Genomic DNA, 20255 nt, shown 5'->3' on the forward strand with positions numbered 1-20255 from the left:
TCTTCCACGCATCGACAAGGAGTCGTCATGGCCAAGCGCCCTGTTTCGTCTTCCGCCAAAACCAAACCCGCCGCCAGCCCGAAAAAAAAACCCGCCGCGAAAAAACCGGTGCAGCCCAAGCTGGATGTACGCCGCGATTCGATGGATTTTCGCGACCTGACCTATAACGCTTCGTTAACCCCATTGCCGGATGAGCTGTACCCGGTTTGGCCGCACCTGACCATTCTCAATCAAGGCCAGCAGGGTGCCTGCACTGGCTTCGGCCTGGCTGCGGCGATCAATTACCTGCGCGCCGGCCGCGGCCAGCAAGGCCTGGTCAGCCCGGCCATGCTGTTTGCCATGGCCCGCCGTTACGACCAGTGGCCGGGGGAGAACTACGACTACAGCAGCGCCCGTGGCGCGATGAAGGGCTGGCACAAGCACGGCGTCTGTCTGGAGCAGAGTTGGCCGCTGACACGCAAAGGCGGGATCAACCCGACCATCCAGCAGCAGGCCCTGGATATTCCCCTGGGTGCCTATTTCCGGGTGTTCTCGCGAATCAACGATGTGCAGGCGGCGCTGCGCGATGTCGGCGTGCTGTTTGCTTCGGCGCAAACCCATGCCGGTTGGGATGCGCCCAGAAGCGGAAAGATCGTCTGGCAGCCCAACGCCAATCAAGTGGACAGCGGTCATGCCTTCGCCATTGTCGGGTACACACTTGATGGTTTTCTGGTGCAGAACTCTTGGGGCAACTGGGGTGGCTTTACCGTCGGCAAGCACAGCTATCCCGGTGTGGCGCTGTGGAGTTATGCCGACTTCGAGGCCAATGTCTGGGACGTCTGGGTGGCGCAGCTGGGGGTAAAGGTCAATTTCGAAGTGACTGACACGGCCAGCCGCTACACCGCCGATGGCGGTACCGCGCGGGCCACCCAGCCGGCCCCGCCGCAGGAGTCGATCTACCTGCACTACCTGCATATCGACAACGGCCGCCTGGATGACCAGGGCCAGTACGCCTCCGACACCACCCAACTGGGCGCCATCATCGCCGCGCTGCAAACCAGTCAGCCCAAGCACCTGGTGCTGTACGCCCACGGCGGCTTGAACACGGTGGAAAGCTCGGCCATGCGCGCCTTCAAGTGGCGGCCGGTATTCGAAGCCAATGGCGTGTACGAACTGCACTTTATTTGGGAGACCGGCTTATGGAGCGAGCTGGGCGACCTGTTGCATATCAAGAAGCCGGGGGTGGACGAGCGTGTGGGTGCGGCCAGTTCCTGGTGGGACAACCAGGTGGAAAAACTCACCCAGCCGCTGGGCTTTTCCCTTTGGCAGGAAATGAAACTGGATGCCCAGCGCGCCTTCGTCAGCCAAGGGGCCGGTAGCCTGGTGCTCAAGCGTCTGCTCGCCTGGCTGGGGGCGCAAGGCAAGGCGGCACCGCAGGTGCATCTGGCCGGCCACAGTGCCGGCTCGATCTGGCATGCCTACCTGTTGCAACGCTGGCAGGCGCTGAATGGCCCGCAGATCGCCAACCTGCTGTTGTTCGCCCCGGCGTGCAGTGTGGAGCTGTACCAGCAGAGCTTTTTGCCGGCGTTGGGCAAGGCCAAGGGTATCGCCCGGCAGAAGCTGCTGGTGCTGTCGGATCAAGCCGAGGAAGACGATAACGTCGCCCAGGTGTACCGCAAATCGCTGCTGTACCTGGTGTCCAACGCCTACGACAACAAGACCGCGCGCATCCCGATTCTGGGCATGGAGATCGCCCATATGGCCAACGGCAAGTACCTGCCGCAGCCGGCCGGCAGCACCCTGCTAATCGCTAGCAGTGCCAGCGCACAAAGCAGCAGTCGCAGCCATGGCGGTTTCGACAACGACGTGCCGAGCATGAACAACCTGCTGCAAACGGTGGTGGGCAGCGGGGTGAAGCGCTTGTTCAAAGACGAGGATATGAAGGGCTATTGAGCGCCGTTCGCTATTCCGTAGGAGCAGCTTCAGCCGCGATTGGCCTGGCCTGAAAACGGCGGATCAGGTTCAACAGCATCGCGGCTGAAGCCGCTTCTACGAGGTCGGTGAGCGGTAGGCATAAAAAACGGGACCCGAAGGTCCCGTTTTTTTATCCACAGGGCGAAGTTATTCGCCTGGGATGTCCTTACGCAGCTTCACCGCCTCACCCTTTTTCCGGTCACGGGCGCTGCGCATTTTGATGTTTACCGCTTCTACCGCCAACGAGAAGGCCATGGCGAAGTACACGTAGCCTTTAGGCAGATGCATGTCAAAGGCCTCGGCGATCAGCACGGTGCCGACCATGATCAGGAACGACAGGGCGAGCATCTTCAGCGACGGGTGCTTGTCGATAAAATCGCTGATGGTGCCGGCCGCCAGCATCATTACCATCACGGCTACCACGATGGCGGCGATCATCACCGGCACATGGGAGACCATGCCGACCGCGGTGATCACCGAGTCCAGGGAGAAGACGATGTCGATAATGGCGATCTGAATGATGGTGCCGATAAAACCGCCGCCCATGCCTTTGGGCTCATCGCCGGTTTCGTCTTCGCCTTCCAGGCCGTGGTACATCTCGGTGCTGCTTTTCCACAGGAGGAACAGGCCGCCGAAGAACAGGATCAGGTCACGCCCGGAGAAACCCTGGCCCATGACGCTGAACAGGTCGGCGGTCAGGCGCATCACCCAGGTGATCGACAGCAAAAGCAGAATGCGGGTGACCATCGCCAGGGCCAGGCCGAAGAACCGGGTCTTGGGCTGCATGGCTTTGGGCATACGGCTGACCAGGATCGAAATCATGATGATGTTGTCGATCCCCAGCACGATCTCCAGGGCCGTCAGGGTAAAAAATGCGATCCAGATTTCCGGGCTGGTCAGCCATTCCATGTACAGCGTCCTCTCACACGAACTCGAGCTTTCAGAAGGTTAGCCGCAAAGCACTGGGAAAATTCCCATAAGCAGCGCGGCGACAAGGATACACAGGCAAACCACAACTGCCCATTTCAAGGTGAAGCGCGGCTGAGCGCCGAACTCGATGCCGGCGGACTCACCGGTATGTTGGTGGACGGTGCCGGCGGGCTTGAGCAGGGGCAGCGGCTGGCCCGGACTAACCCAGCATACTCAACACCAGCATCAGGCTGACAGCCGCGAGCAGGGTTTGCAGGGTGATGATGCCGGCCATCAGCTGGCTGTCGCCGCCCAGCTGGCGCGTCAGCACATAGGCGGTGGGGGCGGTGGGCAGGGCGAAGAACAGAATCAGCACGCTGCTGGCCAGGGGCGGCAGGTTCAATCCACGGGCTACGCCGTAGGCCAGCAGGGGCATCAGCAGCAAGCGCACGGCGCAATTCCAGGCCAGCGCCGGCGCTTCACCTGCCAACTGCTGTGGTCGCAAGGCCGCGCCAACGCACAGCAGGCCCAGCGGCAGGCTGGCCACGGCGAGCAGATTGAGCAGGCGTTCGCTACCGCCGGGCAGGCCGATGCCGAGCAGATTGACCAGCGCACCGGCGGCGCAGGCGAGGATCAGCGGGTTGCGCGCAATCGGCAGCAGCAGGCGGCGCACACTGAGGCCACGCTCGGCCGTCAGTGCCCACACCGACAGCAGGTTTACCGCCGGCACCAGCATCGCCAGCATCAGCGCCGCCAGGGTCAGCCCTTCCTTGCCATACAGACTGCCGACGGCGGCCAGGCCCAGGTAGGTATTGAAGCGCAACACGCCCTGGCTGATGGCGCCGAAACGCGCGGCTGTCCAACCGCGCAGCCGTTTGCCCAGTAACAGCGCCAGCCAGGCGCTGCCCAGGCCGAGCAGTACCGCCAGGGCCAGGCGTGGTAGTGCCGGGTCATCCAGGGGGGCCGTAGCCAGGTTGCTGAACAGCAGGGCAGGGAACAGCACGAAGTAGTTCAGGCGCTCGGCCGTCGGCCAGAACTCGTCGCCGGCAAAGCGCAGGCGGCGCAGGGCGAAACCGCCAACGATCAGGGCGAACAACGGCCACAGGGCCAACCACAACTCCAGCACGGCGTACTCCTTTGTCTGCCTGAGGCACCATCTTGCAAAGCCGCTTGCCGGGGTGCAAGGCGCAGGCGAGCGGACTAGGCTTGGGGGCGCGAACAAGGAACTGACCATGACCGACATCCACACCGGCGGCTGCCAATGCGGGGCCCTGCGCTATCGCTTCAATGCCCCGCTCACGGACATCGCCCATTGCCACTGCAGCATGTGCCGGCGCACCAGCGGCGGCATCGTCACCACCTGGATCACCGTGCCGCTGGAGCGCTTCGAATGGCTGCAAGGCACGCCACAGGGCTTTGTTTCCTCACCCGGTTGCACGCGCTCTTTCTGCCCTCAGTGCGGCGCGCAGCTGACCTTCTTTACCGAACAGAGTCCGCAAAGCCTGGACGTGACCGTCGCCACCTTCGACCACCCCGAGTTGGCGCAGCCCGACCGGCATATCTGGGTGACCACACGGTTGCCGTGGTTGCATCTGGATGAGCAGTTGCCGAGTGAGGAGGGCGAAAGCACGAACTGACCTTGGCCCTGCACGGTTTCGTAGGAGCGGCTTCAGCCGCGATGCTTTTGAGCGTTGCAGGGTCATCTTCAGGCCCGGGCAAATCGCGGCTGAAGCCGCTCCTACAGGTATCGCGTTTGATTAAGGCAGGATCAAACCGCCAGCGGCTTTGTGCAGGGCGCGCAGGTGTTCGCTGAGTTGTTTGAGGTTGGCTTCGCCGGCTTCCAGTTCGGCCAGGCGCTCCGGTTCGAGCAGGCTGCGCACCTGTTGGTCGAGGTCGTCGCTGAGCTGGCGCAGTTGCTGTTGGCGATTGTCGCTTTCCTGTTGCAAGTGCTGCCACTCACTGGCCTGGGGCAGGCCGTAGCCGCCTTCGAGCAGTTCGGCCGGGCGGCTGAGAAAGCCGCTATTGGCGAGGATCTTTTCCAGGGTTTTGCCCGCCTCGCCGGTGCTGCCGTCGGCCAGGGCGCGGCTGCTCAGGTAACGGCGTTTGAGTTCGTCCTGGGCCAGCAGCAGTTGCCGGCGTTGCGCGGCTTGCTCGAGCAACAGCAGGGCGGCGCTGGCGCGTAGATCGGCGCGGGCGAACCAGTTGCGCCGCTCGCTGGCGGGCAGGCTGATCCAGTCGTCCACTTCTTGCTGGGCAGTCGGCAGGCGTTCTTTCAGTACCTCGAACATGGCCTGGTAGCGGTCGCGGAACGAGTCGAATCGGTAACCGCGGCGCAGCGCTTGATTGCGGTCGTCGAGCACGCTGAGGTCGGCCAGACCACGCCCGGCGAGCACCGCCAGCAGGCCGTTGGGCATGATGTTGTCGAGGCTCTGCAGCTGCGGTTCGGCGCTGCCGCTGCGCAGTAGCTTGAGGGCTTCCACCGCGCAGTTATTGGACAGGAAGTAGTAGTTGCCGTCGTAGCTCCAGTGCTGTTCGGCGGCGTGTTCCACCAGCGCTTCGAGCTGGCTGCGGTCCAGTTTCAGCGGCACCGACACCAGGCCGCGCAGCTCGACCTTGGTGTATTCCTCGATCACCTGGCTCAGCGGTAACACAAACAGCCGCGATGGATAGGCGCCGGTCAGGCCATCCCAGCTGGACAGCTGCAGGTCGCCGACAAAAGCGCGGTAGGAGAGCACCAGGTGCTGCTCCATATCCAGCCGGCAATCCGGGCCACGGGGCCGGCCCGGTGCGCAGATCACCAGGCGCAACATGCTGTGGCCCCAACGGCTGGCCCATTGATCGTTGGCTTCGGCCAGTAGGTAGTCGACTTCATACACGCGCTCGGGGTCGAGCTTGCCCAGCGGCTGGCGGGCAAAGTCGCGGCCGGCATTCAGGTAGGCAAAGGTGCTCGGGCAGGCCTCGGCGTTGGCCGGTGCCCAGCCGTCGAACTGTTCGCGGTAATAGCGGTACAGCGCTGGGCGGCGGCAGGCGTAGGCGGGGTCGAGCAGGAAGTACTCCATATTGACCGCAACGAATTCGCGCGGATTGCTCAGTTCATAGAGGTCGGGGCTGCGCGCCACCTGGTGATTGGCGGCTTCGCGCTCGCCGCGGCGGCCGACGTACTGCGGCCAGCCGGCGAGATCGAGCAGGCGCGGATCGTCGCTGAGGGTGAAACGCCGCGCGGTCTGGCTGCGGCAGGTGTCCATCTGCCCAATCAGGCCCTGGGTCTTTTCCTGTCGCTGGCAACGTAACAGCAGGGTTTTCTCTGCCGCTGGCCACAGGCGCGCGCGGTCGTACAGATGGGTGAGTTCATGCAGCACGGTGGCCAGCAGTTCTTCACGCACAGTGCCGTGGGGGCGTTGGGTTTTTGCCTGGGCGGCCGAGCCATCGGTGAGGGCGGGCAACAGGTTTTTATTCAACAGCAGAAGGGTGGGGCTGCGTGCCTGGCCGTAGGCGTTGGGTGCCAGTTGCTCGCTCCAGCGTACCTGCACCTGGCGGTCCAGGCGTTGCATAAAGGCCGGCGGCAGTTTGCTCAGCGCTTCATCGAGCAGGGCCTGGCTGGCCTGTTGCTGCTTGCTGGCCAGGCCTTCGCTATCGAGCTGCAGACGCAGTTGCGCCTGGGCCAGGCCGGCACCGCAGAGCAGCGCCGCGCTCAGCAGCCAGGCGCACAGGGATCTCACAGGGCGAGGATGGCTTCTGCCAGGGTCTGGTCGCTGGCATCGCGTGCTTCCGGTACACGGTCACGCAAGGTGTTGAAGGCCGCTTCCAGCTGCGAGCCACGAATCTCACCGTTGCTGGCGACGAAACTGGCAGCGTCATCGCGGGCTTCCAATACGACTTTGGAGTCGCGGACCGAGGTGGTGGTGTCAGAGGTGAAGTCGATGGCGCGGCCGAAGGCGCGAACGATGATTTCGCTGGTCTCCACCAAGGTGTGGGCCTGGGCGGCGCCCGTGGTGATCAGCAAGGCGAAGGCGGCGAGCGAAAGCGAACGGCGCATAGGAAATCTCCGAAACGAATGCGGGTAAAAGTAACCGGGTGCTGGTGGAACAGTTGGACGAAATTGTACGGTGCCAGTTCCAAGCCAATTGTGGCTATTTGATGGCGGTCACGCAGCGCCGACTCCGGCGGGCGCCAAGGCTAGCCGAAGGTGCTGCGTGCAGCCAGCTGTTGAAGGCGGAAACGGGCTCAGAGCACCAGAATCGATAGCGCCAGTTGCATATCGCTGCGCGCCTGCAGTTGCGGTGCGACTTTGCGTAGGTGGACAAGGGCGGCTTCCAGGCGTGCGCCACGAATACTGCCGTCGGTGGCGACGAAACTGGCGGCGTCCTCGCGGGCGGCGAGCACGATCTTGTCGTCATCGGAGGAAGAAGAGACATCCGAGGTGACATCGGAGGTGCCTTTGAAGGCACCGACCACGGCATCGGTGGTGTACACGAAGCTGGTGGCCGAGGCGTTGGTGGCAACGGCCAGCAGGGTTGCAGCAGTGAGCAGGCGCAAGGTGGACATGGCGGTACTCCGGAAGAAGGCGGGTGTGTATCGAGATTCAGCCTAGCGCAGCGGCGGCGGTTGGGCGGGGAGTTGGAGCACAGAGGTTACGGAAGGTTCGCAGAAAGCACCTGGCCGTTTCTCGGAGAGGAAAGCAGCCAGGTGCTGGTCTACGGGTTTCAATCGCGCCAGAAGGGTTTATCCAACTCCATATCTCGCTCACATAAGGCGATGCCGGCATCCGCCAATTGCCGATCATCCAGACGCGCGAGCTGGCGGCGAGTGTTGGCGTTGCGGCGCCACACGGTGATCTTGGCGAGAATTCGCAGCGGCCAGCTGCTGGGTAGGTCGGCAGTCGCAGGTTGGGCAGCCGCAGGGCTGAGTGTGCGTTCCATGGCACGGTCCTTCTCGCTTTGGCGCGAGTTCTGGGTATGGGGAGACATAGTCCCCCAGCGCTGCCCAAGACCGGCAGTCACAGCCAGGTGCAATTGTATTGCTTCAGTTATGGTTTTTCTGAAACTGTACTGCTGGTTGTGCCCGTAGCTGTACGCGCGCGGCAAACCGTTCGATTCAATCGCTGGGCCGGAAACAACGAAGCCCGCCGGCAGTTACCTGCGGCGGGCTTCGTTTTATTCAATTCGGTGGCTGATGCTTTAACGTCGTGCTTCAGCCAGATACATCCCTTAACGCCAGAACGGCTTGCTCAGCTCGGCGAAGCGTTGGGCTTCACTGATACCGGCGTCGGCCAGCAGGCGTGGATCCAGGCGTGCCAGTTGATGGCGGCTGGACATACGGCGTTGCCAGAGCAGCAGATTGGAGACGATGCGCAGTGGCAGTGCAGCTTGGGCTTTCGAACTTTCGCTTACGAACATGTCGGAACTGAGGGTACGTTCCATGGCTTGCTTCCTTCCGCTTATGGCGGCATTGGTTATTTAACTGAGGCATATGTTGCGCTTCGAACAGCTGACCTTGTAGTCACAGTTCCTGGAAATTGTTCTGGTGGTGTGTAGTTTTTACTCAAACTGTTTTATCCATAACGGTGCGAACTGTATTGGTTTGCCCGTTATTGAGGCATTTTTACCCAGAAAAACTTGACGTTATTGGCAGGTTTTTCGCTTCGCGCGTCAGTAGACCAGTACAGTTTCGATTGTGTGAGAGGTGTTTTCCCTGTAGTGCCGCCTGGAAAACAGATTTTCTCGGGTTTTACCGCAACTGTGCGGGTGCCGGTGGCAGGCTGGCTTGTAGAGAATATTGCGTGATTATCAGGTTATGAGCTATGCGGGCAGAAAAAAGGCGCAACAGGTAGCTATCCTGTTGCGCCTTTTAAGCTTTTACCGCTGTTTATGCCAATTTTGCAGTATCTGCACCGGGCCAGAGCATGTGGCCGTTTTCGTCCAGATTGATATGCCACTGTAACGCCTCGCGTAACAGGTGCGGGGTGTGGCCGCCCTTGGCGCAGGCAGCGGCGAAGTACTGATTCAGCGCGCTGCGGTAATCCGGGTGCACACAGTTGTCGATGATCACCTGCGCCCGCTCACGTGGTGCCAGGCCACGCAGATCGGCCAGGCCCTGTTCCGTGACCAGAATATCGACGTCATGCTCGGTATGGTCGACATGGCTGACCATCGGCACCACGCTGGAAATCGCCCCGGCCTTGGCAATCGACTTGGTGACGAAGATCGCCAGGTGCGCGTTGCGGGCGAAGTCGCCGGAGCCGCCGATGCCATTCATCATCTTGGTGCCGCCGACATGGGTGGAGTTGACGTTGCCGTACAGGTCGAACTCCAGCGCCGTGTTGATGCCGATGATACCCAGGCGCCGCACCACTTCCGGGTGGTTGGAAATTTCCTGCGGGCGTAGCACCAGCTTGTCTTTGTAGTGCTCGAGATTGCCGAACACATCGGCATTGCGGCGCTGCGACAGGGTGATCGAACTGCCCGAGGCAAAGCGCAGTTTGCCGGCGTCGATCAGGTCGAAGGTCGAGTCCTGCAGCACTTCGGAGTACATGGTCAGGTCGCTGAATGGCGAGTCGATCAGGCCGCACATCACCGCGTTGGCAATGCTGCCGATACCGGCCTGCAGGGGGCCCAGGCTGTCGGTCATGCGGCCGGCGGCCACTTCACGTTTGAAGAAATCGATCAGGTGGTTGGCGATGCCCTGGGTCTCGGCGTCCGGCGCCAGCACCGTGGAGGGCGAGTCGGGTTTATCGGTGATGACGATAGCGACGATCTTGGCCGGGTCGATGGGAATCGCGCCGCTGCCGATACGGTCTTCCACGCTGGTCAACGGGATCGGCGTACGAGTTGGCCGGTAGGTCGGTATATAGATGTCGTGCAGACCTTCCAGATTCGGGTTGTGCGCCAGGTTGATCTCAACGATCACCTGCTTGGCGAAGATCGCGAAGCTGGCGGAGTTGCCCACCGAGGTAGTGGGTACGATATGGCCTTGCTCGGTAATGGCCACCGCCTCGATCACGGCGATATCCGGCAGCTTGAGCTGGTGGTTGCGCAGCTGCTCGACGGTTTCCGAAAGGTGCTGGTCGATAAACATCACCTCGCCGGCGTTGATCGCCTTGCGCAGTGTGCTATCCACCTGAAAGGGCATACGCCGGGCCAGAACGCCCGCTTCGGTCAGTTGCTTGTCCAGATCGTTACCCAGGCTGGCACCGGTCATCAGGCTGATTTTCAGCGGCGACTGCTTGGCGCGCTCGGCCAGCGCCTGGGGCACGGCCTTGGCTTCTCCGGCGCGGGTGAACCCGCTCATGCCGACGGTCATGCCGTCTTCAATCAGCAACGCAGCATCAGCCGCACTCATCACTTTGCCCAGCAGGGAGGGCAAGCGCACGCGATCGGTATACATGGGGGAAGCCTCGGACGGTACGGACGAACAAAGGCCGACAGTCTAAGGATTTGGGCAGGACGTGCCTTTATACCTACGTCTAATAGGGAATTGGCTGCGCGTCGGCGCTGGGGCGTTGAAATCCGGGTCGCAATGCTCATTGGCTACAGCCAACTCCGCTTGCTCACCGAATTCGCCTTGCATCGCTCTAGCTCGCTAATTTCCAGCCACTAGCGAGTGGCCCGCAGAAGGTCAAACGCCGAAGCAGAAACGAAAAACCCCGGCTTTCGTGGGCCGGGGTTCAAGGGTGTCGCTAGCGCGGCTCTTATTCGACCGCTTTAACCATATCTTCAATCACTTTCTTGGCGTCGCCGAACACCATCATGGTCTTGTCCAGGTAGAACAGTTCGTTGTCCAGGCCGGCATAGCCGCTGGCCATCGAGCGCTTGTTGACGATGATGGTCTTGGCTTTATAAGCCTCGAGAATCGGCATGCCGGCGATTGGCGAGTTGGGGTCGTTCTTCGCCGCGGGGTTGACCACGTCGTTGGCACCCAATACCAACACCACGTCGGCCTGGCCGAACTCGGAGTTGATGTCTTCCATCTCGAACACCTGGTCGTACGGCACTTCGGCTTCGGCCAGCAGTACGTTCATATGGCCAGGCATACGACCGGCAACCGGGTGGATCGCGTACTTCACGGTCACGCCACGGTGAGTCAGCTTCTCGGTCAGCTCTTTCAGGGCGTGCTGAGCACGGGCCACTGCCAGGCCGTAACCCGGAACGATGATCACGGTGTCGGCGTTGGTCAGCAGGAAGGTGGCGTCATCAGCCGAACCGGATTTAACCGGACGGGCTTCTTTCGCGCCGCCAGTGGCCGCTGCATCAGTCGCACCGCCGAAGCCGCCGCCGATCACGTTGAAGAACGAACGGTTCATCGCCTTGCACATGATGTACGAGAGGATCGCGCCGCTCGAACCCACCAGCGAGCCGGCAATGATCAGCATCGAGTTGTTCAGCGAGAAACCGATCCCGGCCGCTGCCCAGCCCGAGTAGCTGTTGAGCATCGACACAACCACCGGCATATCCGCGCCGCCAATCGGGATGATGATCAGCACACCGAGGATAAAGGCCAGCGCCAGCATTGCAGCGAAGGCCGCGTAGTTGCCGGTGAACATGAAGAACAGACCCAGGCCCAGGGTGCTCAAGCCCAACACGAGGTTGAGTTTGTGCTGGCCAGCGAACTGCACCGGCGCACCCTGGAACAGACGGAACTTGTATTTGCCCGAGAGCTTGCCGAAGGCGATGACCGAACCGGAAAAGGTAATGGCACCAATGGCCGCGCCCAGGAACAGTTCCAGACGGTTGCCGGCCGGGATCGCGTCGCCCAGTTGCTTGACGATACCCAGCGACTGCGGCTCGACCACGGCAGCGATAGCGATAAACACTGCGGCCAGGCCGATCATGCTGTGCATGAAGGCAACCAGTTCCGGCATTTTGGTCATTTCAACGCGCTTGGCCATGATCGAACCGGCAGTGCCGCCGACCAGCAAACCAACGATGACGTAACCGATACCTTGGGTGGCGATTTCCGCGCCCAGCTTGTAGATCAGGCCCACGGTGGTCAGTACGGCCAGGGCCATACCGAGCATGCCGAAGAAGTTACCGCGACGCGACGTGGTCGGGTGCGACAGGCCCTTGAGCGCTTGGATAAAGCAGATCGAAGCGATCAGATACAGGGTCGTTACCAGATTCATGCTCATTACTTGTCACCCTCAACTTTGGCCTTGGGCGCTTTTTTCTTGAACATTTCCAGCATGCGGCGGGTTACCAGAAAGCCACCGAACACGTTGACCGCAGCCAGAGCCACCGCCAGGGTGCCCATGGTTTTGCCCAGTGGGGTCACGGTGAGGGCGGCAGCCAGCATGGCACCGACGATCACGATGGCAGAGATGGCGTTGGTCACGGCCATCAGCGGGGTGTGCAGTGCTGGTGTCACGTTCCAGACCACGTGGTAGCCAACATAGATGGCCAGCACAAAGATGATCAGGTTGTAGATACCGGGGGAGATCAGCTCTTCCATTTTTCTTGTCCTCAGCCGTTCTTACGCACGACTTGGCCGTCGCGGCACATCAGGCACGCGGCGACGATGTCGTCTTCGAGGTTGACGTGGAACTTGCTTTCGCTGTCGATGACCAGCTTGAGGAAGTCCAGCAAGTTGCGGGCGTACAGTGCCGAAGCGTCTGCCGCGACCAGGGCCGCCAGGTTGGTGTGACCAACGATGGTGACGCCGTGCTTGACCACTACCTGATCGGCTTCGGTCAGCGGGCAGTTACCGCCCTGGGCTGCCGCGAGGTCGATGACCACGGAGCCTGGTTTCATCTGTTCCACGGTTTCTGCGCTGAGCAGAACCGGTGCCTTGCGGCCGGGAATCAGAGCGGTGGTGATGACGATATCGGCCTGCTTGGCGCGTTCGTGCACGGCAACCGCCTGACGCTGCATCCAGGATGCCGGCATCGGGCGGGCGTAACCGCCAACGCCTTCGGCGCACTCGCGCTCTTCGTCGGTTTCGTAAGGCACATCAACGAACTTGGCACCGAGGGATTCGATCTGCTCTTTAACGGCTGGACGCACGTCGGAGGCTTCGATCACCGCACCCAGGCGCTTGGCCGTGGCAATGGCCTGCAGACCTGCGACACCGGCACCGAGAATCAGCACACGGGCGGCCTTCACGGTACCGGCGGCAGTCATCAGCATCGGCATAAAGCGCGGGTAGTGATGAGCCGCCAGCAACACGGCCTTGTAGCCGGCAATGTTGGCTTGCGAGGACAGCACGTCGAGGCTCTGCGCGCGCGAGGTGCGCGGCGCGGCTTCGAGGGCGAAGGCGGTCACGCCGCGTTCAGCCATCTGCGCAATGTTTTCGCTGTTGAAGGGGTTGAGCATGCCAACCAGTACCGCGCCGGATTTGAGCTGAGCCAGCTCGGCGGCATTGGGTGCCAGGACCTTCAGCACCAGGTCGGCGCCCAAGGCTGCGGCGGCGTCGCCAATGCTGGCGCCAACGGCTTGATAGGCGCTGTCCGGAACACTGGCATTGACGCCGGCACCGCTTTGTACAGTCACCTGATGGCCCTGGGCGATCAGCTTCTTAATGGTTTCCGGCGTTGCGGCTACCCGCGTTTCGCCAGTAAAGGTCTCGAGAGGAACACCAATGTGCACGTCATATCTCCTGCGTGATCGTTTTTTTCAAAAGACCAGAGCACTGCGGGTGGCGCACTGGGTGGGCGGATCAGCACAAACCCGGCTTCGGCAGACCAGTGGAACTGCCATGTAGCAAGCGGGGCGCGGCATTTTGCAGGTGAACCGTGAGGCCTTCAAGAAGTTCTGAAGGCAACCCTGGAGATAACTACAAGTCATAGCGTGACCACCCATACTTACCAACCCGGCGAAAGCAGCGGCCAATGCGGGCTGCAGCCTGATGCCATGCCTGTTCCAGTGACATTGGCATCCCTGACGTGAATAACCGTTCATCAGGTCAAGGCAAGTTAGTGACGCGGCGATTACGTTAGCTTGCTTTGTATCTATAACTAGCTGTTTATTAAGATAATTATCAGATTTTTCGACGAAATTCCGCCGACAAAACTGTAGCTGTAAGGTTTGTTGACTACGGGGTCAGTTAATTTTCACGGTTCACTACATAAATCGCTGTAAGCCACGTCGTTACTGGTCTATTGCCAATTTTGCGCGCAGCGCAGCGCATGCTTTTTATCAGGCTTATGTCGCCTTTTCGACTTTTTTTATCGCCAAGCTGCGACAGAAGGGCAAAAACGGCTGGTTTTTGTCCTGAATCCACTATTGATCAGCTGCCTGAATCAAGGCTGATCAGCCCGCCAACAGCTATGTTTCTGCTGCACCTCAGCCACAACAACAAGAGGCCCAGCCCATGAGTGAATTTTTTTATGCCCTGGCCAGCCACAATCGCGCTCGCCGTTACCGCCATATACAGGTGGCCCCGGTGGCCGGTTCCCTGGGGGCCGATGTCAGCGGGGTGGATCTCAATCACCTGGGCGTTGAAGGCTTTGCAGAACTGCGCGCCGCCTTGCTCGACCATCAGGTGGTGTTTATTCGCGATCAGCAGTTGAGCGTGCCTCAGCTTGAGGCGGTGACTTTGCAGTTCGGTGAATTCGGTCGTGAGCCCTTTGTGCAGACCATGGCCGAGCACCCCAATGTCATCCATGTGCTGAAGGAAGCCGACGAAAAAGCGCCATTTGTATTTGGTGGGGCCTGGCACACGGACTGGTCGTTCCAGGCTCGGCCGCCGGCTTTCACCCTGCTGTATGGCGCGGATATTCCGGACTTTGGCGGCGACACCCTGTACGCCAACCTGTGTCAGGCCTACGACTGGCTGTCGCCGAAAATGAAAGACATCCTCGCCGGCCTCGATGCCCTGCACAGCCCCGAGCGCGGCTACGGCCCGGCGGCGCGGCACAATGATCTGCTGGAGAACATGCAGGTGCGCTACGGCAATGTCGACGATGAAGTGCGCGCCCATCCGCTGATTACCCGCCACCCGGAAACCGGGCGTGCGGTGCTGTTCGTCAACCCGACCTACACCGTGGGCATCGAGGGCCTGAGCGCGGCGGAAGCTCAGCCGCTGCTTAGCTATCTGTTCAATTTGCCGACAGCCCCGGCCTTCACCTGCCGTATGCGCTGGAGTAAAGGCACCCTGGCGATCTGGGATAACCGTTGCACCTGGCACCAGCCGATTGCCGACTACCATGGTGCGCGCCGGGAGATGTATCGCACCACGGTGGTGGGCGAGGCACCGAGTCGGTAATGGTTGGCTGGGCTGTTGGTGGTTTTTCAGCACTGGCCGGGGTTTGCAGGCGTCGCGGCTGAAAGCCCCTCCCGTAGGGACGTGCGGCAGTTGTGGGAGGGGCTTTAGCTGCGAAAAATCCTGGGCGAAACAACGGCCGTCAAGGCGTCAGGGTTTCCCGATAGTCCTTTGCCTGCTGCACCAGCCAATCGCGAAACGCCCTTAGCGCCGCGGTTTCGGTTTTACGTTCGGGAATCATCAAGTGGTAGGCCTTGTCGCTTAAACAGGCGTGTTGCATGGCGACCACCAGACTGCCTTCGGCCAATTCGCGCTGAATCAGAAACGGCGGAATCAGGGCGATGCCCATTTCGTGCTGCGCCGCCTGGGCAAGCATGGAAAACAGTTCATAGCGCGGCCCGGTCATATCCCGCGGCACGCTCATGCCCAACGAGCCGAACCACTGGCGCCAGGCGTAGGGGCGGGTGGTCTGTTGCAGCAGGGGCAGGCTGGCGATGCGCTCGGCCGTCAGGGTGCTGGCCGCCGGCAGCAGCGCCGGGCTGCACACCGGCAGAGAGTTTTCCGGCATCAGAAAATGCGCTTCGGTACCCGACCACACCGCATCGCCGAAATACACCGCCGCATCGAATTCGGTATCGGCAAACAGAAACGGCCGGGTGCGGTTGGTGAGGTTCACCGTCACTTCCGGGTGCACGGCCTGGAAGTGTTTCAGTCGCGGCAGCAGCCACTGGGTGCCGAAGGTCGGCACTATGGCCAGCTCCAGGCTGTTAGCGCCGTGCTGGCCCATCACCGACAGGGTGTCGCGTTCCACAGCATCCAACTGCGCCGCCACCCGGCGGCTGTAACTCAGCCCCGCTTCCGTCAATTGCACGCCGCGACGGGAGCGGCGGAACAGGGCGATGCCAAGAAATTCTTCCAGGCTGGCGATCTGCCGACAGATGGCGCTCTGGGTCAGCGATAGCTCTTCGGCGGCCTTGGTAAAGCTCTGATGGCGGGCAGATGCCTCGAACGCGACCAGGGCGGCGGTGCTGGGGATTTTGCGGCGCATTGGGCACTCGTATGCGTTACTTGCACTTGGAAAGGGCTTATTCAGGCTTATTTGCCTTTTCGGAGTGAGAAATTAGCACAGGTCTGTGCGAAAACCTCGTTTGCGCCTTTTCCCCGTGGCTGACTAGGATTAACCCCATCGCCAGCCATGGGCTGGACCGCACCCATCACTTGAGGATTTTGCACATGGCTGCCAACGCTCGCTTCAACTGGGAAGACCCGCTGCTGCTGGACCAGCAACTGACCGAAGAAGAACGCATGGTGCGCGATAGCGCCCAGCAGTTCGCCCAGGACAAGCTGGCGCCCCGGGTGATGGAAGCTTTCCGCCATGAGCAGACCGACCCGAAGATTTTCCGCGAGATGGGTGAGGTCGGCCTGCTTGGCGCGACCATTCCCGAGGTCTACGGCGGCAGCGGTCTGAACTATGTGAGCTACGGCCTGATCGCTCGCGAAGTCGAGCGTGTCGACTCCGGCTACCGCTCGATGATGAGCGTGCAGTCGTCCCTGGTGATGGTACCGATCAATGAGTTCGGCAACGAAGCCACCAAACAGAAATACCTGCCCAAACTGGCCAGCGGCGAGTGGATCGGCTGCTTCGGCCTGACTGAGCCGGACCACGGTTCCGACCCGGGCTCAATGATTACCCGGGCGAAGAAAGTCGACGGCGGCTACCGCATCAGCGGCGCGAAAATGTGGATTACCAACAGCCCGATCGCCGACGTGTTCGTGGTCTGGGCCAAGGATGACGAGGGCGCGATTCGCGGCTTCGTGCTGGAAAAAGGCTGGCAGGGCCTGAGCACCCCGGCGATCCACGGCAAGGTCGGCCTGCGTGCTTCGATCACCGGCGAGATCGTGATGGATAACGTGTTCTGCCCGGAAGAAAACGCCTTCCCCGATGTGCGTGGTCTGAAAGGCCCGTTCACCTGCCTGAACTCTGCCCGTTATGGCATCAGCTGGGGCGCATTGGGTGCCGCCGAGTTCTGCTGGCACACCGCACGCCAGTACACCCTGGACCGCAAACAGTTCGGTCGCCCACTGGCGGCCAACCAACTGATTCAGAAAAAACTCGCCGATATGCAGACCGAAATCACCATGGCTTTGCAGGGCTGCCTGCGTCTGGGGCGGATGAAAGACGAAGGCACCGCCGCGGTGGAAATCACCTCGATCATGAAGCGCAACAGCTGCGGCAAGGCGCTGGATATTGCCCGCCTGGCGCGCGATATGTTGGGTGGCAACGGCATCTCCGACGAGTTCGGCGTGGCTCGCCACCTGGTGAACCTGGAAGTGGTGAATACCTATGAAGGTACCCACGACGTGCACGCACTGATTCTCGGCCGTGCGCAAACCGGCATTCAGGCTTTCTTCTGATTGCCACCGCCATCCCGTAGGAGCGGCTTCAGCCGCGATGCGTGCGATCTTCAAGAGCATCGCGGCTGAAGCCGCTTCTACGGTTCTAAATATCCTGCTGCGAGATTCCCATGCCCGGCGCTCTGTCTCATCTGCGTGTTCTCGATCTTTCCCGCGTACTCGCTGGCCCCTGGGCCGGGCAGATTCTTGCGGACCTGGGCGCTGAGGTGATCAAGATCGAGCGCCCGGGCGTAGGCGATGACACCCGCGCCTGGGGCCCACCTTTTCTGCAAGACGCCGCCGGCGAAAACACCAGCGAGGCGGCGTATTACTTGTCGGCGAACCGCAATAAACAGTCGGTGACCGTCGACTTCACCCAGCCCGAAGGCCAGCGTCTGGTACGCGAGCTGGCACTGCAGTCGGACATTCTGCTGGAGAACTTCAAGGTTGGTGGCTTGGCCGCCTATGGCCTGGATTACGCCTCGCTCAAGGCCATCAATCCGCGGCTGATCTATTGCTCGATCACCGGTTTCGGCCAGTACGGCCCCTATGCCAAGCGGGCCGGTTACGACTTTATGATCCAGGGCCTCGGCGGCCTGATGAGTCTGACCGGCAAGCCGGACGATGAAGCCGGCGGCGGTCCGGTGAAAGTCGGCGTGGCGCTCACCGATATCCTCACCGGTCTGTATTCCACCGTTGCCGTGCTGGCGGCGCTGGCGCACCGCGACCGTGGTGATAAAGAGGGCGGCGGCAGTGGCCAACATATCGACATGGCCCTGCTCGACGTGCAGGTCGCCTGCCTGGCCAATCAGGCGATGAACTACCTGACCACAGGTAACGCGCCGAAACGCCTGGGCAATGCCCACCCCAATATCGTGCCGTACCAGGATTTCCCCACCGCCGATGGCGACTTTATTCTTACCGTCGGCAACGATGGCCAGTTCCGCAAATTCTGCGAGGTGGCCGGGCATGCCGAATGGGCCGATGACCCACGCTTTGCCAACAACAAACAACGGGTGGCCAACCGCGCCGTGCTGATTCCGCTGATCCGTCAGGCCACGGTGTTCAAAACCACCGCCGAATGGGTGGCCGCCTTGGAACAGGCCGGTGTGCCATGCGGGCCGATCAACGATCTGGCCCAGGTGTTTGCCGATCCGCAGGTGCTGGCCCGTGGTTTGCGCGTGGAGGTTCCGCATGCGCTGGGCGGTACGTTGCCGCAGGTGGCTAGCCCGATTCGCCTGTCCGAGACGCCGGTGGAATATCGTCAGGCACCGCCACTATTGGGTGAGCATACCGAAGCGGTGTTGCAGCGATTGTTGGGGTTGGATGCAGCGCAGATCGAGACGTTGCGGCAGGCCGGGGTGGTTTGATGGGGCTGAGGGCCCATCGCGGCTGAAGCCGCTCCTACGGTACTCGGCAAACCCCTAGGAGCGGCTTCCGCCGCGATGCCTGCAACAGGCGATCTTCGGCGCTTACGGGCGATTTTTCGCCTCAATCCACTGCGCCATGTACTTGGTGCTCTTGTGCTGGTGGTGACGCAGCATCGTCCCGGTAAAGTTCTGCAGGCGATGCTCGTCAAGATCGGCCAGGCACGTCTCGATCCGTTGCATCAACAATTCTTCAAACTGCTGGCGCTCAAAGCGCTTGGCCAGCAATTGCCAGCCATGTGCCTGGGCCTGCTGCCAGCGCGCTTCGTCCTGGTACAAGCGCAGCGCAGCCTCGGCAAAGGCTGCTGCGTCGCTCACCACTTCACCGGCCCACGGCCATTCGCCATGCATGCCTTCCGCGCCAATCGGCGTGGTGACGTTGGGGGTGCCACAGAGCATGGCGTCGGCAAGCTTGCCTTTGATCCCGGCACCAAAGCGCAATGGTGCCAGACAGACCCGCGCCGCTTCCATCACCTCGAGCGCATCGGGTGCCCAGTTCATGATGTGAAAACCCTGCGCCGCGTTATGCAGGGCGGTGGCTTTGGGGGGCGTGTAGGAGCCATAAACATGCAGCTGCGCCTGCGGCAGTTGCTGGCGGATCAGCGGCCAGATGCTTTGTTTCAACCACAGCACGGCATCCCAATTGGGCGCATGGCGGAAGTTGCCGATGCTGATGAAATGCGCCCGCTCGGCAAAGGGCAGCACGGTGCGCGGTGTGGCATCCAGCAGCAGTGGGCAGTGCACCAGTAATGCCGCCGGCACGTTGAATTGCTCGCACAACAGGGTGATTTCGGCGTCAGAAACCATCAGGCTGAGGTCGCTGCGGTACAGCGCGGCGATCTCCCGTTGTGCGCTGTCGCTTACCGCCATCTGCCGGTAAAGCTGCGCCGGGTCGAGGGTAAACAGCGCCTGGCAATCGTCGCCCGCCCCTGTCGCCATATGCGCTTTGAAGGCTAGATGGCGGGCATCGCGCAGCGCATGCAGATCGACGGTTTCCAGCACCCGCAGCGCCTGCGGGCACTGCTGCTCGACCCGCCAGCCAAACTGCTCCTCCATCATAAAGCGGTCGAACAGCACCACCGCCGGATTCAGCTGGCGGACGAAGTGGTCGAAGCTTTCGCTGTTCAGTTCGATCACCTGTTCGGCAATGCCCAGTGCCTGCAGGTCGGCCTTGTGCTCGCCTTCATTGGCCGGGCTGGCAAAGGTGATCTGCCAGCCGCGCGCCAGAAAGCATTCGAGGATCTGCATCATGTGCCCACCGGCGGCCGAGGAGCGTGGTTCGGGCCAGACATAGCCGATGACCAGCAGGCTGTTGGGGATGGGCGAATGAGGCACGGCGGCAATCCTGAGGGCGAAAACGGCGGCCATTATGCGGCATCC

General features: G+C 61.5%; 18 protein-coding genes and 1 pseudogene. 5 read left to right on the forward strand and 14 right to left on the reverse strand.

Annotated features, from left to right (window positions below):
- Positions 1 to 27: 27 nt before the first annotated feature.
- A complete protein-coding gene (locus tag ACVW0Y_RS13155; protein ID WP_457438778.1) occupies positions 28 to 1932 on the forward strand; it encodes a hypothetical protein in 1905 nt (634 codons plus the stop codon).
- Positions 1933 to 2100: 168 nt separating this feature from the next.
- Here the strand turns inward: ACVW0Y_RS13155 and ACVW0Y_RS13160 are convergent, their stop codons facing one another.
- The 3 genes and pseudogenes from ACVW0Y_RS13160 to ACVW0Y_RS13170 all read right to left on the reverse strand — a co-directional run bounded on the left by ACVW0Y_RS13160 (position 2101) and on the right by ACVW0Y_RS13170 (position 3988).
- A complete protein-coding gene (locus ACVW0Y_RS13160) occupies positions 2101 to 2862 on the reverse strand; it encodes a TerC family protein (protein WP_457438779.1) in 762 nt (253 codons plus the stop codon).
- Positions 2863 to 2901: 39 nt separating this feature from the next.
- Positions 2902 to 3078: pseudogene (locus tag ACVW0Y_RS13165) on the reverse strand (citrate transporter); the annotation flags it as partial.
- 4 nt (positions 3079 to 3082) lie between these two features.
- On the reverse strand, positions 3083 to 3988 hold the full coding sequence (locus ACVW0Y_RS13170) for an AEC family transporter (protein ID WP_457438780.1): 906 nt from the start codon (positions 3986 to 3988) through the stop codon (positions 3083 to 3085).
- Between the two features lie 106 nt (positions 3989 to 4094).
- Here ACVW0Y_RS13170 and ACVW0Y_RS13175 point away from each other — a divergent pair, with 106 nt between their 5' ends.
- Positions 4095 to 4499 (forward strand): GFA family protein, encoded by a 405-nt coding sequence (locus ACVW0Y_RS13175; protein ID WP_457438781.1) that lies wholly within the window; start codon positions 4095 to 4097, stop codon positions 4497 to 4499.
- A 120-nt stretch (positions 4500 to 4619) separates the two neighbouring features.
- On the opposite strand, the gene ACVW0Y_RS13180 is transcribed toward ACVW0Y_RS13175, so the two are convergent.
- From ACVW0Y_RS13180 to ACVW0Y_RS13220, 9 genes are all read right to left on the reverse strand, one after another.
- The gene (locus ACVW0Y_RS13180) at positions 4620 to 6581 is read right to left on the reverse strand and encodes a DUF7844 domain-containing protein (protein ID WP_457438782.1); all 1962 of its coding nucleotides are present in this window, start codon (positions 6579 to 6581) and stop codon (positions 4620 to 4622) included.
- Positions 6578 to 6898, reverse strand: coding sequence for a DUF2388 domain-containing protein (locus ACVW0Y_RS13185; RefSeq protein ID WP_457438783.1), 321 nt, complete (start codon positions 6896 to 6898; stop codon positions 6578 to 6580). The genes ACVW0Y_RS13180 and ACVW0Y_RS13185 overlap by 4 nt, the downstream gene beginning before the upstream one ends.
- Positions 6899 to 7086: 188 nt before the next feature.
- The gene (locus ACVW0Y_RS13190; protein WP_457438784.1) at positions 7087 to 7407 is read right to left on the reverse strand and encodes a DUF2388 domain-containing protein; all 321 of its coding nucleotides are present in this window, start codon (positions 7405 to 7407) and stop codon (positions 7087 to 7089) included.
- Between the two features lie 158 nt (positions 7408 to 7565).
- On the reverse strand, positions 7566 to 7781 hold the full coding sequence (locus tag ACVW0Y_RS13195; protein ID WP_457438785.1) for a DUF1127 domain-containing protein: 216 nt from the start codon (positions 7779 to 7781) through the stop codon (positions 7566 to 7568).
- A gap of 288 nt (positions 7782 to 8069) precedes the next feature.
- Entirely contained in the window at positions 8070 to 8282 is a 213-nt protein-coding gene (locus tag ACVW0Y_RS13200) for a DUF1127 domain-containing protein (RefSeq protein ID WP_108099119.1), read from the reverse strand.
- Between the two features lie 445 nt (positions 8283 to 8727).
- The gene (locus ACVW0Y_RS13205; protein WP_457438786.1) at positions 8728 to 10245 is read right to left on the reverse strand and encodes an acetyl-CoA hydrolase/transferase family protein; all 1518 of its coding nucleotides are present in this window, start codon (positions 10243 to 10245) and stop codon (positions 8728 to 8730) included.
- 304 nt (positions 10246 to 10549) lie between these two features.
- Positions 10550 to 11986 carry an NAD(P)(+) transhydrogenase (Re/Si-specific) subunit beta gene (locus ACVW0Y_RS13210; protein ID WP_457438787.1) on the reverse strand — a complete coding sequence of 479 codons (1437 nt, stop codon included), beginning with the start codon at positions 11984 to 11986 and terminating at the stop codon, positions 10550 to 10552.
- Entirely contained in the window at positions 11986 to 12306 is a 321-nt protein-coding gene (locus ACVW0Y_RS13215) for an NAD(P) transhydrogenase subunit alpha (protein WP_271193707.1), read from the reverse strand. Before ACVW0Y_RS13215 ends, ACVW0Y_RS13210 begins: the two co-directional genes overlap by 1 nt.
- Positions 12307 to 12317: 11 nt before the next feature.
- Positions 12318 to 13439: a Re/Si-specific NAD(P)(+) transhydrogenase subunit alpha gene (locus ACVW0Y_RS13220; protein ID WP_457438788.1), complete on the reverse strand. Its 1122-nt coding sequence runs from the start codon at positions 13437 to 13439 to the stop codon at positions 12318 to 12320.
- Positions 13440 to 14163: 724 nt separating this feature from the next.
- Here ACVW0Y_RS13220 and ACVW0Y_RS13225 point away from each other — a divergent pair.
- Positions 14164 to 15057 (forward strand): TauD/TfdA dioxygenase family protein, encoded by an 894-nt coding sequence (locus ACVW0Y_RS13225; RefSeq protein ID WP_457438789.1) that lies wholly within the window; start codon positions 14164 to 14166, stop codon positions 15055 to 15057.
- A 139-nt stretch (positions 15058 to 15196) separates the two neighbouring features.
- Here the strand turns inward: ACVW0Y_RS13225 and ACVW0Y_RS13230 are convergent, their stop codons facing one another.
- Positions 15197 to 16102 carry a LysR family transcriptional regulator gene (locus ACVW0Y_RS13230; RefSeq protein ID WP_457438790.1) on the reverse strand — a complete coding sequence of 302 codons (906 nt, stop codon included), beginning with the start codon at positions 16100 to 16102 and terminating at the stop codon, positions 15197 to 15199.
- A gap of 185 nt (positions 16103 to 16287) precedes the next feature.
- On the opposite strand from ACVW0Y_RS13230, the gene ACVW0Y_RS13235 reads away from it, so the two are divergent.
- Both ACVW0Y_RS13235 and ACVW0Y_RS13240 read left to right on the forward strand, forming a co-directional pair.
- The gene (locus tag ACVW0Y_RS13235; protein ID WP_457438791.1) at positions 16288 to 17469 is read left to right on the forward strand and encodes an acyl-CoA dehydrogenase; all 1182 of its coding nucleotides are present in this window, start codon (positions 16288 to 16290) and stop codon (positions 17467 to 17469) included.
- Positions 17470 to 17579: 110 nt separating this feature from the next.
- Entirely contained in the window at positions 17580 to 18818 is a 1239-nt protein-coding gene (locus ACVW0Y_RS13240; RefSeq protein WP_457438792.1) for a CaiB/BaiF CoA transferase family protein, read from the forward strand.
- A gap of 102 nt (positions 18819 to 18920) precedes the next feature.
- On the opposite strand, the gene ACVW0Y_RS13245 is transcribed toward ACVW0Y_RS13240, so the two are convergent.
- Positions 18921 to 20210: a glycosyltransferase gene (locus ACVW0Y_RS13245; protein ID WP_457438793.1), complete on the reverse strand. Its 1290-nt coding sequence runs from the start codon at positions 20208 to 20210 to the stop codon at positions 18921 to 18923.
- Between the last annotated feature and the right edge of the window lie 45 nt (positions 20211 to 20255).

This window comes from Pseudomonas sp. TE3786, assembly GCF_054057335.1.

What these genes read in the sequence shown, in the direction of transcription:
- ACVW0Y_RS13155 (WP_457438778.1), top strand. Translation starts at nt 28, where the DNA reads ATGGCCAAGCGCCCTGTTTCGTCTTCCGCCAAAACCAAACCCGCCGCC.
- ACVW0Y_RS13160 (WP_457438779.1), bottom strand. Translation starts at nt 2,862, where the DNA reads ATGGAATGGCTGACCAGCCCGGAAATCTGGATCGCATTTTTTACCCTG.
- ACVW0Y_RS13175 (WP_457438781.1), top strand. Translation starts at nt 4,095, where the DNA reads ATGACCGACATCCACACCGGCGGCTGCCAATGCGGGGCCCTGCGCTAT.
- ACVW0Y_RS13185 (WP_457438783.1), bottom strand. Translation starts at nt 6,898, where the DNA reads ATGCGCCGTTCGCTTTCGCTCGCCGCCTTCGCCTTGCTGATCACCACG.
- ACVW0Y_RS13190 (WP_457438784.1), bottom strand. Translation starts at nt 7,407, where the DNA reads ATGTCCACCTTGCGCCTGCTCACTGCTGCAACCCTGCTGGCCGTTGCC.
- ACVW0Y_RS13195 (WP_457438785.1), bottom strand. Translation starts at nt 7,781, where the DNA reads ATGGAACGCACACTCAGCCCTGCGGCTGCCCAACCTGCGACTGCCGAC.
- ACVW0Y_RS13200 (WP_108099119.1), bottom strand. Translation starts at nt 8,282, where the DNA reads ATGGAACGTACCCTCAGTTCCGACATGTTCGTAAGCGAAAGTTCGAAA.
- ACVW0Y_RS13205 (WP_457438786.1), bottom strand. Translation starts at nt 10,245, where the DNA reads ATGTATACCGATCGCGTGCGCTTGCCCTCCCTGCTGGGCAAAGTGATG.
- ACVW0Y_RS13210 (WP_457438787.1), bottom strand. Translation starts at nt 11,986, where the DNA reads ATGAGCATGAATCTGGTAACGACCCTGTATCTGATCGCTTCGATCTGC.
- ACVW0Y_RS13215 (WP_271193707.1), bottom strand. Translation starts at nt 12,306, where the DNA reads ATGGAAGAGCTGATCTCCCCCGGTATCTACAACCTGATCATCTTTGTG.
- ACVW0Y_RS13225 (WP_457438789.1), top strand. Translation starts at nt 14,164, where the DNA reads ATGAGTGAATTTTTTTATGCCCTGGCCAGCCACAATCGCGCTCGCCGT.
- ACVW0Y_RS13230 (WP_457438790.1), bottom strand. Translation starts at nt 16,102, where the DNA reads ATGCGCCGCAAAATCCCCAGCACCGCCGCCCTGGTCGCGTTCGAGGCA.
- ACVW0Y_RS13235 (WP_457438791.1), top strand. Translation starts at nt 16,288, where the DNA reads ATGGCTGCCAACGCTCGCTTCAACTGGGAAGACCCGCTGCTGCTGGAC.
- ACVW0Y_RS13240 (WP_457438792.1), top strand. Translation starts at nt 17,580, where the DNA reads ATGCCCGGCGCTCTGTCTCATCTGCGTGTTCTCGATCTTTCCCGCGTA.